Origin of the sequence: Muricoccus vinaceus (assembly GCF_042433125.1) — a bacterium.
Taxonomy (GTDB): domain Bacteria; phylum Pseudomonadota; class Alphaproteobacteria; order Acetobacterales; family Acetobacteraceae; genus Roseomonas; species Roseomonas vinacea.
Window position 1 is genome coordinate 152299 of the sequence record NZ_JBHLVZ010000001.1, and the last position, 16245, is coordinate 168543.

General features: G+C 72.3%; 17 protein-coding genes. 10 read left to right on the forward strand and 7 right to left on the reverse strand.

The genetic code is table 11. The features are described 5' to 3' along the window. Positions 1-93 precede the first annotated feature (93 nt). Positions 94-669: a single-stranded DNA-binding protein gene (gene ssb / locus ACFFIC_RS00745; RefSeq protein ID WP_377048091.1), complete on the reverse strand. Its 576-nt coding sequence runs from the start codon at positions 667-669 to the stop codon at positions 94-96. A gap of 346 nt (positions 670-1015) precedes the next feature. On the opposite strand from ssb, the gene uvrA reads away from it, so the two are divergent. After that, positions 1016-3889 carry an excinuclease ABC subunit UvrA gene (gene uvrA, locus ACFFIC_RS00750; RefSeq protein WP_377048274.1) on the forward strand — a complete coding sequence of 958 codons (2874 nt, stop codon included), beginning with the start codon at positions 1016-1018 and terminating at the stop codon, positions 3887-3889. A gap of 6 nt (positions 3890-3895) precedes the next feature. Here the strand turns inward: uvrA and ACFFIC_RS00755 are convergent, their stop codons facing one another. Beyond that, positions 3896-4687, reverse strand: a complete 792-nt coding sequence (locus ACFFIC_RS00755; protein ID WP_377048092.1) for a hypothetical protein — start codon at positions 4685-4687, stop codon at positions 3896-3898. A 90-nt stretch (positions 4688-4777) separates the two neighbouring features. Then, a complete protein-coding gene (locus ACFFIC_RS00760; RefSeq protein ID WP_377048093.1) occupies positions 4778-5560 on the reverse strand; it encodes a squalene/phytoene synthase family protein in 783 nt (260 codons plus the stop codon). 141 nt (positions 5561-5701) lie between these two features. Here ACFFIC_RS00760 and ACFFIC_RS00765 point away from each other — a divergent pair, with 141 nt between their 5' ends. Beyond that, positions 5702-6337: a superoxide dismutase gene (locus tag ACFFIC_RS00765; RefSeq protein ID WP_377048094.1), complete on the forward strand. Its 636-nt coding sequence runs from the start codon at positions 5702-5704 to the stop codon at positions 6335-6337. A 73-nt stretch (positions 6338-6410) separates the two neighbouring features. On the opposite strand, the gene yajC is transcribed toward ACFFIC_RS00765, so the two are convergent. Next, entirely contained in the window at positions 6411-6758 is a 348-nt protein-coding gene (gene yajC / locus ACFFIC_RS00770; RefSeq protein ID WP_377048095.1) for a preprotein translocase subunit YajC, read from the reverse strand. A gap of 116 nt (positions 6759-6874) precedes the next feature. On the opposite strand from yajC, the gene ACFFIC_RS00775 reads away from it, so the two are divergent. Both ACFFIC_RS00775 and ACFFIC_RS00780 read left to right on the forward strand, forming a co-directional pair. Continuing rightward, positions 6875-7726 (forward strand): ATP-binding protein, encoded by an 852-nt coding sequence (locus ACFFIC_RS00775; protein WP_377048096.1) that lies wholly within the window; start codon positions 6875-6877, stop codon positions 7724-7726. Further along, positions 7723-8709 (forward strand): MBL fold metallo-hydrolase, encoded by a 987-nt coding sequence (locus tag ACFFIC_RS00780; RefSeq protein ID WP_377048097.1) that lies wholly within the window; start codon positions 7723-7725, stop codon positions 8707-8709. Before ACFFIC_RS00775 ends, ACFFIC_RS00780 begins: the two co-directional genes overlap by 4 nt. Here ACFFIC_RS00780 and ACFFIC_RS00785 read toward each other — a convergent pair. The 3 genes from ACFFIC_RS00785 to prpB form a co-directional block, all read right to left on the reverse strand. Continuing rightward, entirely contained in the window at positions 8706-8933 is a 228-nt protein-coding gene (locus ACFFIC_RS00785; RefSeq protein WP_377048098.1) for an N-acetyltransferase, read from the reverse strand. The two genes, ACFFIC_RS00780 and ACFFIC_RS00785, sit on opposite strands and share 4 nt — an antisense overlap. A gap of 260 nt (positions 8934-9193) precedes the next feature. Further along, positions 9194-9661 (reverse strand): DUF192 domain-containing protein, encoded by a 468-nt coding sequence (locus tag ACFFIC_RS00790; RefSeq protein WP_377048099.1) that lies wholly within the window; start codon positions 9659-9661, stop codon positions 9194-9196. Further along, positions 9658-10578 (reverse strand): methylisocitrate lyase, encoded by a 921-nt coding sequence (prpB, locus tag ACFFIC_RS00795; protein ID WP_377048101.1) that lies wholly within the window; start codon positions 10576-10578, stop codon positions 9658-9660. Before prpB ends, ACFFIC_RS00790 begins: the two co-directional genes overlap by 4 nt. Before the next feature lie 252 nt (positions 10579-10830). Between prpB and ACFFIC_RS00800 the strand changes: the two genes are divergently transcribed. From ACFFIC_RS00800 to ACFFIC_RS00825, 6 genes are read left to right on the forward strand one after another with little or no spacing between them, the layout of a single operon-like run. After that, positions 10831-11538 carry an SRPBCC family protein gene (locus ACFFIC_RS00800; RefSeq protein WP_377048102.1) on the forward strand — a complete coding sequence of 236 codons (708 nt, stop codon included), beginning with the start codon at positions 10831-10833 and terminating at the stop codon, positions 11536-11538. A 13-nt stretch (positions 11539-11551) separates the two neighbouring features. Further along, the gene (locus tag ACFFIC_RS00805) at positions 11552-12439 is read left to right on the forward strand and encodes an AAA family ATPase (protein ID WP_377048103.1); all 888 of its coding nucleotides are present in this window, start codon (positions 11552-11554) and stop codon (positions 12437-12439) included. Further along, a complete protein-coding gene (locus tag ACFFIC_RS00810) occupies positions 12436-13593 on the forward strand; it encodes a vWA domain-containing protein (protein WP_377048105.1) in 1158 nt (385 codons plus the stop codon). Before ACFFIC_RS00805 ends, ACFFIC_RS00810 begins: the two co-directional genes overlap by 4 nt. Then, positions 13590-13910: an XdhC family protein gene (locus tag ACFFIC_RS00815; RefSeq protein ID WP_377048106.1), complete on the forward strand. Its 321-nt coding sequence runs from the start codon at positions 13590-13592 to the stop codon at positions 13908-13910. The genes ACFFIC_RS00810 and ACFFIC_RS00815 overlap by 4 nt, the downstream gene beginning before the upstream one ends. Continuing rightward, positions 13907-14590, forward strand: a complete 684-nt coding sequence (locus ACFFIC_RS00820) for an XdhC family protein (protein ID WP_377048107.1) — start codon at positions 13907-13909, stop codon at positions 14588-14590. The genes ACFFIC_RS00815 and ACFFIC_RS00820 overlap by 4 nt, the downstream gene beginning before the upstream one ends. Further along, positions 14587-16209 carry an NTP transferase domain-containing protein gene (locus ACFFIC_RS00825; RefSeq protein ID WP_377048109.1) on the forward strand — a complete coding sequence of 541 codons (1623 nt, stop codon included), beginning with the start codon at positions 14587-14589 and terminating at the stop codon, positions 16207-16209. Before ACFFIC_RS00820 ends, ACFFIC_RS00825 begins: the two co-directional genes overlap by 4 nt. Positions 16210-16245 lie beyond the last annotated feature (36 nt).

Sequence of the window (16245 nt, forward strand, 5' to 3'; positions counted from 1 at the left end):
CGCTCGTCGGAGGGACCGCCGCTCTCGGTATCGCTCACTTATCGGGTTCCAGATGGATCAGCCTGGGCGTCGGGAAGGGCTCTGCATGCCGTCTCAGAACGGAATGTCGTCGTCGAGGTCGGCCTTGGGCGCATCCCAGCCGCCCCCGCCACCGCCACGCGCAGGCTTGGAGGCACCGCCCGAGGGCGCACCGCCGCGCCCGCCGCCATAGCCGCCGCCCGAGGCGCCACCACCGGAGGCGCCGCCGCCATAGCCGCCCGAGCGCTCGGCACGGTCCCCGCCGAAGCCGCCGCCGGCCTCGTCGCCGCCGCCACCCTGGTTCCGGCCGCCCAGCAGGGTCAGCTCACCCCGGAACTGCCGGAGGACGATCTCGGTCGAGTAGCGCTCCTGCCCCTCGTTCGTCGTCCACTTGCGGGTCTCGAGCTGGCCCTCGAGATAAACCTGGCTGCCCTTCTTCAGGTAGCGCTCGGCAATCTCGCCCAGCTTCTCGTTGAAGATGGCGACCGAGTGCCACTCGGTGCGCTCCTGCTGGTTGCCCTCGCGATCCTTGTAGCGCTCGCTGGTCGCCACCCGCAGGTTCACCACCTTGCCGCCGTTCTGGAAGTTTCGGACCTCGGGGTCCTTTCCCAGCGACCCCAGGATGATCACCTTGTTGACGCTGCCGGCCATGCCACCCACATCCTCGAATAGCCGGGCGAGCCCGGCCTGAAACCATCAACAACCCGGCGGTTGCCCGCCCCGCGCGAGCCCGCGCATCGCCGACCCGTGCAAAATCCCCTTGGGATTCGCGCACGGGCCGACGAAGCTACCCCCCGGGGAGCGGTGAGACCACCCCCCGGGGAGAGCCCAAGGTCGGGGCGCCCCCCGGCGACCCCTTCCCGCCGCCCACATATGGTGGCACAAGCCCCAGAACACAATGCGAACGAAGGCCGGATTTCCCTTGCCCGACAGCCTCCCCGAGCCTGCTTCGAACCGCACCGGCGCGAACCGCCTGGCCAACCGCGGCAGCCTTGAGATGGGCACCGGCGGGTATATCCGCATCCGGGGCGCCCGGCAGCACAACCTCAAGAACATCGACCTCGACATCCCCAAGGGGACGCTGACGGTCATCACCGGCGTTTCGGGCTCGGGCAAGTCCTCCCTGGCCTTCGATACGATCTATGCCGAGGGCCAGCGCCGCTACGTCGAGAGCCTCTCGGCCTATGCCCGCCAGTTCCTGGAGCTGCAGCAGAAGCCGGACGTGGACAGCATCGAGGGCCTGTCGCCAGCCATCTCGATCGAGCAGAAGACCACCTCCCACAACCCGCGCTCCACCGTGGGCACCGTCACCGAGATCGCCGACTACACCCGCCTCCTCTGGGCCCGGGTCGGCATCCCCTATTCCCCCGCGACCGGCCTGCCGATCGAGGCCCAGACCGTCTCCCAGATGGTGGACCGGGTCATGGCCATGCCGGAGGGCACGCGCCTCCTGATCCTGGCCCCGGTCGCCCGCGGCAAGAAGGGCGAGTGGAAGAAGGAGCTGGCCGAGCTCCAGCGCCGCGGCTTCGAGCGGGTGAAGGTCAACGGTGCCCTCCTCCGCATCGAGGAGGTGCCCGCCCTCGACAAGAAGAAGAAGCACGACATCGAGGCGGTGGTGGACCGCGTGGTGGTGCGGGAGGGCGCCGCGCAGCGCCTGGCCGACAGCTTCGAGACGGCGCTGGGCCTCTCGGACGGCGTGGTCTACCTGGAGGGCGCCGACAATGGCGAGCGGACGGTCTTCTCCTCCCGCTTCGCCTGCCCCGTCTCCGGCTTCACGATCGAGGAAATCGAGCCCCGGCTCTTCTCCTTCAACTCCCCCCAGGGAGCTTGCCCCGCCTGCGACGGCCTCGGGAGCGAGACCTATTTCGACCCCGCCCTGGTGGTGCCGGACGACGCCCGGTCCATCGCCGAGGGCGCTGTCGCCGCCTGGGCCGGCGGCGCCTCCTCCCCCTATTACGACCAGACGCTCGAGAGCCTGGCCCGCCACTTCAAGGTTTCCGCCAGGAGCCCCTGGGCCGACCTCGGCAAGCCCGTGCGGGAGGCCATCCTGAACGGCACCTCCGAGGTCGTCACCCTCCGCTACAAGGATGGGCTCCGCGCCTACGAGGTGAAGAAGCCCTTCGAGGGCGTGATCCCCAACCTCGAGCGCCGCCTGCGCGAAACGGACAACCCCTGGATCCGCGAGGACCTCAGCCGCTACCAGTCCGACCGCCCCTGCCACGTCTGCCGCGGCGCCCGCCTCAAGCCCGAGGCCCTGGCCGTGAAGGTGGCCGGCCTCAACATCGCGGAGTCCTCGGACCTTTCGATCCGCAAGGCCATGGAGTGGTTCGCCGGCGTTTACGACCAGCTGACCCCGCAGCGCCAGGAGATCGCCCGCCGCATCCTGCGCGAGATCAACGACCGCCTCCGCTTCCTGGTCGATGTGGGCCTGGACTACCTGTCTCTGGCCCGTGGCAGCGCCAGCCTCTCGGGCGGCGAGAGCCAGCGCATCCGCCTCGCCTCCCAGATCGGCAGCGGCCTCACGGGCGTGCTCTACGTGCTGGACGAGCCCTCCATCGGCCTGCACCAGCGCGACAACGAGCGCCTCCTCGGCACCCTCCGGCGCCTTCGCGACATCGGCAACACCGTGCTGGTGGTCGAGCACGACGAGGACGCGATCCGCGCCGCCGACTACCTCGTGGACATCGGCCCCACGGCGGGCGCGGGCGGCGGCAGCATCATCGCCCACGGCACGCCCGAGGAGGTCGCGGCCAACCCGGACAGCATCACCGGCGCCTACATGTCGGGCCGCCGCTCGATCCCCACCCCCGAGGTCCGCCGCACGCCGGACCCCAAGCGCCAGCTCCGCGTGGTCGGCGCCTCGGGCAACAACCTGAAGAACGTCACGGCCTCCCTGCCCATCGGCACCTTCGCCTGCGTCACGGGCGTTTCTGGCGGCGGCAAGTCGACGCTGGTGATCGAGACCCTCTACAAGGCCGCTGCCCGCCGCCTGATGGGCGCCGGCACCGTGCCCGCGCCGCACGAGCGGCTGGAAGGGCTGGAGCACCTCGACAAGATCATCGACATCGACCAGTCCCCGATCGGCCGCACCCCGCGCTCCAACCCCGCGACCTATACGGGCCTGTTCGCCCCCATCCGCGACTGGTTCGCGGAGCTGCCGGACAGCCGCGCCCGCGGCTACAAGTCCGGCCGCTTCTCGTTCAACGTGAAGGGCGGCCGCTGCGAGGCCTGCGGCGGCGACGGGCTCATCAAGATCGAGATGCACTTCCTGCCCGACGTCTACGTCACCTGCGACACCTGCAAGGGCAAGCGCTACAACCGCGAGACGCTGGAGGTGAAGTTCCGCGGCAAGTCCATCTCCGACGTGCTGGACATGACCGTGGACCAGGGGCTGGAGTTCTTCTCCGCCGTCCCCGCCATCCGCGACAAGCTGAAGGTGCTCACCGAGGTCGGCCTCGGCTACATCCACCTGGGGCAGCAGGCCACCACCCTCTCGGGCGGCGAGGCGCAGCGCATCAAGCTGGCCAAGGAACTCTCCCGCCGCGCCACCGGCCGCACGCTCTACATCCTCGACGAGCCCACCACCGGCCTGCACTTCGAGGATGTCCGGAAGCTGCTGGAGGTGCTGCACGCGCTCGTCGCCCAGGGCAACACGGTGGTGGTGATCGAGCACAACCTCGAGGTCATCAAGACCGCCGACTGGCTGCTCGACATGGGCCCCGAGGGTGGCGACGGCGGCGGCCGCATCGTGGCCGAGGGCACGCCCGAGCAGGTGGCCGCCAGCCCTGACAGCCACACGGGACGCTTCCTCGCGCCCCTCCTGGCCGGCCGGCCCGCCGCGGCGCCGGCGAAGCGCCGCAAGCGGGCCTGAGGCGGCTCAGGCCGCCACGGCCCGCCGCAGCCGCTCGCGCTCCTCCTCGGAAAAGTCGGCCCAGCTCAGGTCCCGGTCCAGCGCGAAAACCGGCAGTCCCGGCGCGGTCACGCCGAGCGCCACCCGCTGCTCCGGGTTCAGCCAGAACGGCTGAGCCTTCTTCGGAAGCGGCCAGAGCGTCGCCCGGCCTCCCCCGGCCGGGCTCACCTGCCACCCGTTGGGATCGGCGCCGACAACCACCGCCACCGGCATCAGCGGCCGTCCGGAAAGCGCCTCCATGTCGCGCCTCGCCCGCCCGCCGGCGCGGGCGAGCAGCAGCCCGCCAGCGAGCAGCCCCAGCACCAGCAAGGCCGCCGCGGCGAAGGTGACGGCGCGGTTGGTCAGATGGTTCAGACCCATATCCGTCGTCAGCTTGCCCGGGCGGGTGGGATCGGCGAGCAGCTGGACGCTGTAGTTCCCGAGATGCGGCTCGGCGAAGATGTATTCCGCGCCCTGGCGGAGCGGCTCGCCGTTCTTGGTCGGCGCGGCGGATATCAGGGTCATGGAGCAGGTCTGGAGCAAGCCCAGCCGCGTGCTGCACCGCCCGTTCTCCACACGCCCCGCCGCCGGCACCGCCCCACCCCGGATCTCGTAATCCGAGAGCAGGTTGGGCAGCAGCGATGCCGTCGCCCACCAACCGAAGCCGAGCGCGACCACCAGCAGGCCGAGCGCCGTCAGCCAGCCTTTCCAGCGCGACACCGGCGCGTCGATACGGAGCGGCCGCTCTGGAAAGGCGGCCTGTATGGAGGGAAGGTTCAAGCGAATCATCCGAAGCGTTTCGGCACCGACGCTACGGGCCGGTGCTCCGCGCGTCCTGGCGAGAATGCGTGATCAGGCGGCCGTCACCCGTCAAAGGCGGCCGCGCCACCCCGCCCAGGCGACCGCGAGCCGGTCTCCGGCGCCGCGCGGCGCAGGGGCATCGCCAGGCTGCCATCCCGGGGCGAGCACGCGCCCGAGGTCCCGCCGCGCCAGGACGGCGGGCAGCGCCGCGGCCACCGCTCGCGCGGGCAGCCCGGCCAGGGACCTCCGGCCGGCCTCCTCCAGCGAAAGCCCATCCCGCGCCAGCGACCGCGCCGCCTCCCGCGGGTCGGCATGGGGCGGCAGGGGATCGCGGCCCTGCGCCGCAAGCACCGCGAGGCTCCGCAGCGTGCCGCCGATCCCATAGGCCGTGCCGACCTGCCGCAGCCCCGGCATCGCGGCCTCGCCCGCCCCCAGCACCCGGCCCGTTTCCGCCGCCATGATCCCGGCCGTGCTGCGCATCCGCTCCGCCAATGGCGGCGCGTCCTCGCCGGTTTCCTCGGCCTCGCGCCCTTCCACCATGGCCAGGAGGGCGCCGGGCTCCAGTTGCCCCTGCCGGATCGCATCGGAGAGGGGGCCGGCCACCTCGTGCCGCCGCGGCGCGCCGCCGGCCGCCGCCTCCTCCACCACCTCGCGCCACCATTGCAGGCGGATCAGCGCCATCATCGGTTCCCGCGCCGCCTCGCGCGCACGGGCCAGCTCGTGGTTGAAGGCGATCAGGGCGAACAGCGTGTCCCGGGCTTCGGCGGGGGCGAAAAGGGAGCAAAGGAAGCGGTCCGGATCGTGCTGGCGTGCGAAGCCGGCCAGGCCGGGAAGGTCGGTGGTGGCGGGCATCGCCGCGAATTGGACCCGCCGGGCGCCGGTGGCAAGCGCCCTCCGGCCTCCCATGTCTCGCGCCGGCGTGACGCCGGCCGGCCTTGGCCGGGCGGCTCACAAGCGCGACATTGCGCGCCGACACACCAACAGGAGATGCCCATGGCCTTCAGCCTTCCCCCCCTGCCCTATGATCCCGGCGCACTGGCCGCCCGCGGCATGCAGCAGGAGACGCTGGAGCTGCACCACGGCAAGCACCACCAGGCCTATGTCACGGCGCTGAACGGCCTGGTCGAGAGCAAGGGCCTGCAGGGCAAGACGCTCGAGCAGATCGTGTCCGAGGCCGGCAAGGCCGGCGCCGACGGCCTGCCCGTGCTGAACCAGGCTGGCCAGCACTGGAACCACCTGCTGTTCTGGCAGGTCATGTCGCCCAATGGCGGCGACGACAAGATCCCGGGCGCGCTGATGAGCCGCATCGAGAGCGACCTCGGCGGCCTCCAGAAGTTCAAGGACGACTTCAAGCAGGCCGGCGTTACCCAGTTCGGCTCGGGCTGGGCCTGGCTGGTCGAGGACGCCTCCGGCAAGCTCAAGATCACCAAGACCCCGAACGGCTCCAACCCGCTCGCGACCGGCGAGGGCACGCCGTTGCTGGGCGTGGACGTCTGGGAACACTCCTACTACCTCGACTTCCGCAACCGCCGTCCGGACTACCTGACCAACTGGCTGGACAAGCTGGTGAACTGGGAGTTCGTGGCCTCCCTCATGGGCAAGGGCATGACCTCCGGCCAGTCGGCCTAAAGCACTCGCCCGAAACGAAGAAGGGCGCCGCGGGTCATCCCCGCGGCGCCCTTCGCGCATCCGGAGGCCCGGGTCAGGCCTTGGCGGGCGCCGCGTCGTTGGCGGGCACCGGGCGGATCACGCTGCCGATCGTGGTGCGCACGATGGTCACGCGCACGTTGGGGGCGATCTCGGCCTCGATCTCGTCCGAGCCCTCCTTCACCTTGGTGATGGTGGCGACCATGCCGCCGCCGGTGACCACGCGGTCGCCGCGCTTGAGCTGGCCGAGCATGTCCCGGTGCTCCTTCATCTTCTTCTGCTGGGGGCGGATGAGGATGAAGTAGAAGACGCCGAAGATCAGCAGGAGCGGCGCGAACTGCATCAGCATGCCGGCGGCGCCGCCTGCGGCCGCGTCCTGCGCGAAGGCGGGGGAGATGAACATGGGGCTGGGCTTCCGTCCGGGCGTTGTGGGTGCGAAGAGGGGCGGAAACTAGCTTCCCGCCCCCCCGCGTCAAGCGCGGCCGGGCGGGGCGCCCCGGAAGCATCCCAGGAACCACGATGGAACAAGCCCTCCTGACCCGCATCGCGGAGGCGCTGGAGCGCATGGCGCCCCCGCCCGCCCCGGCCGCCCGCCTGGACGGGGCCGACGCCTTCATCTGGCACCCCCACCCCCTGCCCCGCCTCGCCCCCGTGCGCCGCGTCTCGGCCGTGGACATCGCCCTGCTCCAGGGCGTGGAGCAGCAGAAGCGCCTGCTGCTGGAGAACACGCTGCGCTTCGCCCGCGGCCTGCCCGCCAACAACGCCATGCTCTGGGGCGCCCGCGGCATGGGCAAGTCCTCGCTGGTCAAGGCCGCCCACGCGAAGGCCAATGCCGAGGTCCCGGGCAGCCTGGCGCTCATCGAGATCGCGCGCGAGGACATCGTCACCCTGCCCGAGCTGCTGGAGATCCTGCGCGAGCAGCCCCGCCGCGTGCTGGTCTTCTGCGACGACCTGTCGTTCGAGCGCGAGGACGCCGACTACAAGGCGCTGAAGTCGGTGCTGGACGGCGGCATCGCCGGTCGCCCGGCCAACGTGGTGTTCTACGCCACCTCCAACCGCCGCCACCTGATGCCGCGCGACATGATCGAGAACGAGCAGCAGCGCGCCATCCACGCGAGCGAATCCGTGGAGGAGAAGGTCTCCCTTTCCGACCGCTTCGGCCTCTGGATCGGCTTCCACAACTGCGACCAGCCCACCTATTTCGCGATGGTGGAAGGCTACGCCAAGGCGCTCGGCCTGCCGATGGAGCGCGAGGCCCTGCTGGCCCGGGCCAAGGAATGGACGATCACCCGCGGCTCGCGCTCCGGCCGCGTCGCCTGGCAGTTCGCGCTGGACATGGCGGGCGAGCTGGGCGTGAAGGTGCAGGCTTGAGCGGCGAAGGCTCGCCCCGCCGGGGTGCCCGGCGCGACGCCGAGGGCCGCTTCCTCAACCCCGATGGCGGCCCGTCCGGCCAGCCCCTCGGCCAGGTCTGGCGCATGATGAGGGAGGGCGGCGGCACCCCCTGGCCGCGCGCCGTGCAGGACCCGCCCGAGGCCCCGCCGGCCGAGCCGCCCCCCGGCCACGCGGCCATCACCTTCATCGGCCACGCCACCTTCCTGATCCGCCTGCCCGGCGGCCCCACCCTGCTGACGGATCCCATCTGGTCCGAGCGCTGCAGCCCCTTCACCTTCCTCGGCCCCCGCCGCGCCCGGGCGCCGGGCCTGGCGCTGGAGGCCCTGCCCGCCATCGACGCCGTGCTGCTCTCGCACAACCACTACGACCACCTGGACGTCGCCACGCTCCGCCGCCTCGGCGCCCCCCGGATCATCACCGGGCTGAACAACGCGCCAATCCTGGCCCGCAACGGCATCCACGGTGCCGAGGAGCTGGACTGGTGGGAGGAGGCCACCGTGGGCACCGCCACCGTCACCTACCTCCCCGCCCGCCATTTCTCCGCCCGCGGCATCCGCGACCGCGGCCGCTCCCTCTGGGGCGGCTTCGCCATCCGCACCCCAGCCGGCTCCCTCTTCTTCGCGGGAGACACCGCCCATGGCCCGCACCTGGCCGAGATCGGCGCGGAGATGGGCCCCTTTCCCATCGGGCTGATCCCGATCGGCGCCTATGAGCCCCGCTGGTTCATGCGGGCCGTTCACATGAACCCGGAGGAGGCCGTGCAGGCCCGCGACGCGCTCGGTGTCCGCACGGCGGTCGCCATGCATTTCGGAACCTTCAAGCTCACCCAGGAAGGCATCGACGAGCCCGCCCGCGCCCTGGCCCGGGCCCGCGCCGCGGCCGGGCTGGCGGAAGGCGACTTCATCGTGCCCCGCTTCGGCCAGACGCTGGTGCTTCCCTTCCAGACCGATGGGAAAACCTAGCGGCTCGGGCGCTCGAAGATCTGCTCCATGACATCCCCGCCCCATTGCCGCCCGGGCCGCTCATCGATCAGGCGAAACCCCGCCTCCTTGTGAAGGCGGCGCGCCGCGTCGAGGCCCCGGAAGGTCCAGAGGCGGGTGGCGGCGAAGCCCTGCCCGTCGCGGAAGGCCAGCGCCTCCGCCAGCAGGCGCCGCGCCAGGCCGCCGCCGCGCTTGCCCTCCTCCACGACGAACCAGCGCAGGTGGGCGACCCCGCCGGGCGCACCAGGAGCCGTTGCCGGGGCTGTCCAGGCGATCCGCGAAGTCGGCGAGCCCGGCCGCCCACCCGGCTCGCGAAGAAGCGCCCGAAGCCGGAAAGACGGGCATAGGTGAGCGCGTGCAGCTCCACGCAACGGCCGAGCACGCCCGGGGCGTAGCCGCGCAGGATCTCGGCCGGCGGCGCGTGGCCGCCGCTCACGGAAAGGCCGCCCGCGCGGCGAAGCCTGGGCTAGCGTGCCGTGCCAAAGATCCGCTGTTCCACCTTGTCGCCCACGCGGATGCCCAGCCGCTCCGCCGTGCCCGCCGCAAGCTCCAGCGTCGCCCGCGCCGGGCCGTTGGAGCTGACGGTGGCCAGGCTGCGCGGCACCGTCCGCTCGGCGATCCGCAACACGGTGCCGTTCTGGGTGATGAACACCATGTCGAGGGAGGTGATGGTGTTGCGCATCCACATGCTGCTTTCGCGCGGCTGTCCCCAGTCGAACAGCATCCCCTCGTTGGCCCCGACGGAGGGGCGGAACATCAGGCCGACCATCTGCTGCTGCGGATCGAGCGCCATCTCCACCTGGAACTCGTGGCGCTTGCCGTCGCGCGTGACGATCACCAGCGGCTCGGTCGGCAGCTTGGGCTGCGGGCCGTCCTGCGCCAGGGCAACGGCGGGCAGGAGAGCCAGCAGGCCCAGAAGCGCGCGGCGGTTCATCGCTGGGGCATCCCCTCGGGGATCACGGTCCTGACCAGGCTCGCGTCGAGTGCCTCGTACTCGTGGTAGCGGATGGTCTCGTAGAGCTCGGCGCGGGTCTGCATCCGCTCCACCATGCGGTGCGTGCCGCCGTCGCGGCCGATGGCGGCGTAAAGCTCCTCCATCGCCTTGTTCGCGACCCGCAGGGCGGAGACGGGCCAGATCACCATCGCATAGCCCATCTCCTCGAACTCGCGGTCCGTGAAGAAGGGCGTGCGGCCGAACTCGGTCATGTTGGCCAGCAGCTTCACGCCGGGCATGCGCCGCGCGAACTCGCGGAACATCTCCGCCGTCACCAGCGCCTCCGGGAAGATCGCGTCCGCGCCGGCCTCCAGGTAGAGCTTCGCCCGCCCCACCGCGCCGTCGATCCCCTCGCTGGCGGCGGCGTCGGTGCGCGCGATGATATGGAGGTGCCGCCGGGCCTTGCGGGCCGCGGCCACCTTGGCGGCCATGTCGTGCGGGTCGGCCAGCTTCTTGTCGTTCAGGTGCCCGCACTTCTTGGGCAGCAGCTGGTCCTCCAGGTGCACCGCCGCGGCCCCCGCCTCCTCGAAGGCGCGGACCATGTGCATGACGTTCAGCGCCTCGCCATAGCCGGTGTCGCCATCCACCAGCACCGGCAGGGCGGAGGCACGCGCCACCTGGCGGATGTACCAGCACACGTCGTCCACCGTGATCATGCCGAGGTCGGGCAGGCCCATGTTCGCGGACATGGCGGCGCCGGACATATAGAGCGCCTCGAACCCCGCCCCCTTGGCGAGCAGGGCGGCCATGCCCGTATGGGCGCCCGGCAGGCGCAGGATGCCCGGCCGGTCCAGCAGGGCGCGGAACCGCGCCCCGGCCGGCGCCTCCGGAAGGTCTTCACCAATGACGTAGGGCATGCACCGCCTCCCGCGATCCCGGCCGCCGGGCCTTCCGCGCGCAGGAACGGACAGGGTGCATCCCCGGCGCCCGCGCGCGGCCCGTGCGCCGCGCCAGGAAGCTACCACCCCCCCTTCCCATCGGCCAGACAGCCGGCGCGCCCGGCCGCCCGTGCCGGCAAATGCCCCCGCGCGGGCGGGGTGCCCTTTCCCCGGGCCGTCCCAGCGCCTAGTTTGCGCCGCGACACCGAACGGCAGGAACGGAGCGCACGCATGGACATGACGGGCAGCCGCCACATCGAGGCGCCGCGGCAGCGCGTGTGGGAGGCTCTGAACGACCCCGCCGTGCTGCAGGCTGCCATCCCCGGCTGCGAGTCCGTCGAGCGCACGGGCGACGACAGCTTCGCCGCCAAGGTCGCCGTCCGCATCGGGCCGATGTCCGCCAAGTTCGGCGGCAAGGTGACGCTGACCAACGTCCGGCCGCCCGAGGGCTACACCATCACCGGCGAGGGCTCCGGCGGCGCCATGGGCTTCGCCCGCGGCGGCGCGGACGTCGCGCTGGTCGAGGAAGGCCCGGAAGCCACCACGCTGAACTACACCGTGAAGGCCCAGGTCGGCGGCAAGATGGCCCAGCTCGGCGCCCGGCTGGTGGACAGCACGGCCCGCCAGATGGCCGACCAGTTCTTCGACCGCTTCGCCGCGCAACTCGCGCCCGCTCCCGCGGCTATTCCCGCAACACACACGACGGCACCCGACAGCATGGCCAGCACCGACACCGTTCCCACCGCACCGCGCCCCGATGGCAGCCCCATTTCCGCCGGCCGGACCGCCACCGCGGCGCTGCGCCCGGCCAATGCCAAGCGCACCATCTGGGACACGCTGGACGCCATTCCGCGCCAGCCCATGGGCCTGCCCATCAACCTCTGGATCGGCGGCGCCGTGATGCTCGGCGTGCTGACGCTGCTCTTTGTCGTTGGCTGAGCCATCGGCGGCCTTGCCGCGGGACGTCGCCGACACCCAGGCCCTGCTGGAAGCCGGTGGCTACGTCGCGGACCGCGCCCTGGCCACCACGGTGCACCTCGCCCTCACCATGGGCCGCCCCATCCTGCTGGAGGGGGAGCCGGGGACGGGCAAGACCGAGATCGCCAAGGTCCTGGCGGCGCAGCTTCCGCGCCGCCTCGTGCGGCTGCAATGCCATGACGGCATGGACCTGTCCTCGGCGGCCTACGAGTGGAACCACGCCCGGCAGCTTATGGCCATCCGCCTGGCCGAAAGCGCGGGCGTGTCGGAGCGCGCGAGCCTGGAGCGGGGCCTGTACGACCGGCGCTTCCTGGAAGCCCGCCCACTGCTCCAGGCGCTGGAGGGCAGCCCCGCCCTGCTGCTGATCGACGAGCTGGACCGCGCCGACGAGCCCTTCGAGGCTTTTCTTCTCGAGATCCTGGCCGATTTCCAGATCACCGTGCCCGAACTCGGCACCATTCGGGCCGAGACGCCGCCGGTGGTGATCATCACCTCCAACCGCACGCGGGAGGTGCATGACGCCATCCGCCGCCGCTGCCTTTATCACTGGGTGGACTATCCCGACGCGGCGCGCGAGCGCGCCATCCTCGCCCGCCGCGCCCCGGACGTGCCCGCCGGCCTCTCGGCCCAGGTGGTGGCCTTCGCCCAGGGGCTGCGCGGCGACGAGTTCTTCAAGCCACCCGGCGTCGCCGAGACCATCGACTGGGCCCGCGCCCTGACCGCCCTGGACCGCCGGGAGCTTGAGCCCGCCACGGCCGATGCCACCCTGGGCGTGCTGCTGAAATACCAGGACGACATTGCCCGCCTGCGCGGCGCCGAGCTGGCCCGCCGGGTCGAGGAGGCGCGCGAGGCCGCCTCGTGAGCGCGCTCGCGCCCAACCTGCTGGCCTTCGGGCGCGTCCTCCGCCGCGCCGGGCTGCCGGTCGGCCCCGCCGAGACGCTCGGCGCGGCCGAGGCGCTGTCCCACGTCCCGCTCTCGGACCGCACCGCCTTTCGCGCCGCCCTGCGCGCGACCATGATCCACCGGCGCGACCATTTCGAGGTGTTCGACACCGCCTTCGACCTGTTCTGGCGCAACCCCGACGCCCCCGTCGCACCCTTCAACCCCGACGAACCGCCTCCCGAGAGCCTTCCCCCCGCCGCCCGCCGTGTCTCGGACGCCATGCCCGGCGCCAGCCCCCCGCCCCCACCTGCCGGGGAGCAGGAGCGGCGCGAGGACGCGGCCCTGGCGGTGAGCGACCGGGAACGTCTGAACCGGCTCGACTTCGAGGCCATGAGCGCCGAGGAACTGGCCGAGGCCAAGCGGGAGATCCGGCGCCTCGCCCTGCCGCTGGCCGAGCGCCCCACCCGCCGCTTCCGCCCGGACCCGTCCGGTCCGCGCGCCGATCTCCGGGCCACGATCCGCGCCTCCATGCGCCTGGGCGGCGAGATCACGACCCTGTCCCGCCGCCGCCGCGTCACCCAGCCGCCGCCCCTGGTGCTGCTCTGCGACGTCTCGGGGAGCATGGCGCATTACGCGCAGATCCTGCTGCATTTCCTCCATGCGGTCGCGAACGACCGCTCCCGCGTCCACTCCTTTGTGTTCGGCACGCGGCTGACCAACATCACGCGCGCGCTCCGCAACCGCGACCCGGAGGTCGCCTTCCAGGCCGTCTCGCACATCCTGCCGGACTGGTCGGGCGGCACCCGGATCGGGGAGGCCCTGGCACGCTTCAACCATCTCTGGGCCCGCCGCGTGCTGGGCCAGGGGGCGGTGGTGCTGCTGATCACCGATGGCCTGGACCGCGGCGGCGCGGAGGGGCTGGCGGAGGCCGCCGAACGCCTCTCCCACTCCTGCCGCCGCCTGATCTGGCTGAACCCGCTCCTGCGCTATGCCGGGTTCCAGCCCCGCGCCGCCGGCATACGCGCCCTCCTCCCGCATGTGCACGAGCATCGCCAAGTGCATAACCTGAACAGCCTGCGCGCCCTGGTCGCCACCCTCTCGGCGCCCGCGCGCAACCAAGGGAAATCGGCATGAGCGGCAGCGAGGACATCCTGGAGACCGCCCGCGCCTGGCGCGCCGAGGGTGAGCGCGTGGCGCTGGCCACCGTTGTGGAGACCTGGGGCTCCTCCCCCCGCCCCGCCGGCTCGCGCCTGGCCGTCACCGGCACCGGGCGCCTGGCCGGCTCCGTTTCGGGCGGCTGCATCGAGGGCGCGGTGGCCGATGTGGCCAAGCAGGTGATGGAGAGCGGCACGCCCCAGCTCCTGGACTTCGGCATCACCGACGAGCGCGCCTGGGAGGTGGGCCTGGCCTGCGGCGGCAAGCTGAAGGTCTTTGTGGAACCCCTGGCGTGACGCCGGAAACCCTGGAAACCCTCCAGGCCGCGCGCGCCGCGCGCCGCCCGGTCGCGTTGTTGACCCGCCTGCCGGACGGCGCGCAGCGCCTGCACCCGGACGAGGCCCTTCCTCCCGCCCTGGCCGAGGCCGCCGGGGCCGCGCTGCGGGACGACCGCGCCGGGCCGGTGACCTCCGAGGGCGAGACCTGGTTCATCCAGCCCCAGGCCCCGCCGCCGCGCCTGATCGTGGTGGGGGCCGTCCATGTCGCCCAGGCACTGGTGCCCATGGCCGCCTCCGTCGGGCTGGCCGTCACGGTGGTGGACCCCCGCCGCGCCTTCGCCACCGAGGAGCGCTTCGCGGGCGAGGTCACCCTGATCGACGAATGGCCGGACGACGCGCTGCTCGCGCTGCGCCCCGATGCCCGGACGGCCATCGTGACCCTGACCCACGACCCCAAGCTGGACGACCCCGCGCTGGACGTCGCCCTGAAGTCGGAGGCTTTCTACATCGGCGCCCTCGGCAGCCGCCGGACCCATGCCAAGCGGGTGGAGCGGCTGACGGAGGCCGGTCACGCCGCGGAAGCCATCGCCCGCATCCGCGCGCCGGTCGGCCTCGACATCGGGGCCGTCACGGCGCCCGAGATCGCGCTCTCCATCATCGCCCAGGTGGTCGCGGCACGCCGGGGCAAGCCCCTGTGATCTTCGGCCCCACCCCCCTCGACGAGGCGCGCGGCGCCATCCTGGCGCACACGCTCCGCCTGCCCGGCCGCGTGCTCAAGAAGGGCACCGTGCTGGATGCGGAGGCCATTGAGGCCCTGCGCGCCGCCCGCCACGGGGAGGTGATTGCGGCCCGGCTGGAGCCCGGGGACGTGCCGGAGAACGAGGCCGCCGACCGCATGGCCGAAGCCATGCTCCGCCCGCTGGTGGCCCGCACCCGCGCCGCCACCGGCCGGGTGAACCTGCTGGCCGAGACGCATGGCCTGTTGCGCGTGGACGCCGCGCTGGTGGACCGCCTGAACGCCCTGGACGAGAGCCTGACGCTCGCCACCTTGCCCGACCATGCGGTGGTGCAGCCCAGGGACATGCTGGCGACGCTCAAGGTCATCCCCTTCGCCGTTCCCGCCGGCGCGCTCCAGGTGGCCGAGGCCATGCTGCGCGGCGCCCCCGCCCTGACGCTGCATCCCTTCCGCCCGCTGAAGGTCGGCCTCGTGGCAAGCGAGCTGCCGGGCATGAAGGACAAGGTGATCGAGAGCGGCATCGAGGCCACGCGCATCCGCGTGGAGGCGCTGGCCGGAAGCCTGCTGCCCGCCGAGCGCTGCGCCCACGAGACCGCGCCCATCGCCGAGGCCCTGGCGCGGCTGCGCAAGGGCGGCGCGGAGATGCTGCTGGTGCTCGGCGCCTCCGCGGTGGTGGACCGGCGCGACGTGGCACCGGCCGCCATCATCCGCGCGGGCGGGGTGATCGAGCACTTCGGCATGCCCGTGGACCCCGGCAACCTTCTCTGCCTTGGGCGCGTCGGCGAGGTGCCGGCCATGGTGCTGCCGGGCTGCGCGCGAAGCCCCAAGGTGAACGGCTTCGACTGGGTGCTGGAACGCCTCTTCGCCGGCCTGCCCGTGACGCCCCGCGCCGTGATGCGCATGGGCGTCGGCGGCCTGCTGAAGGAGATCGAGACCCGGCCCCTGCCCCGCGGCGAGGCACCGGGCCAGCCCGCAACCCTCGCGCCCCGCCGCCCCCGCCGCGTCGCCGCCCTGGTGCTGGCCGCGGGCCGGTCCCGGCGCATGGCGCCGCTGAACAAGCTGATGGTGCCCGACCGTGCGGGCCGCGCCATGATCGCCCGCGTGGTGGAGAACGCGCTTGCGAGCCGCGCCCGCCCCGTGATGGTGGTCACCGGGCACGAGCGCGAACGGGTGGAGGAGGCGCTGGCCGGCCGCCCCGTGCTGATGACGCATGCCGGCGACTATGCCGAGGGCCTTTCGGCGTCCCTGAAGGCCGGCATCGCCGCCCTGCCGGATGATGTGGAGGGAGCGCTGGTGCTGCTGGGCGACATGCCCCTGGTCTCCCCGGCCATGCTCGACCGCCTCCTCGCCGCCTTCGACCCCGATGAAGGGCGCGCCATCATCCAGCCGACCTTCCGGGGCAAGCAGGGCAACCCGGTTCTCTGGGGGCGGGAGTTCTTCGCGGAGATCCTTTCCATTTCCGGCGATGTGGGCGCGCGCCACCTGACCGGCCGGCACGGGGATCGCCTGTTCAACGTGGAGATGGCCGATGACGGCGTGCTCAGGGACTTCGACACGCAGGACACACTGAAGGATCTCTGAGCCGGTCAAGACCTGACCTTCGGCGCGATCGGCACC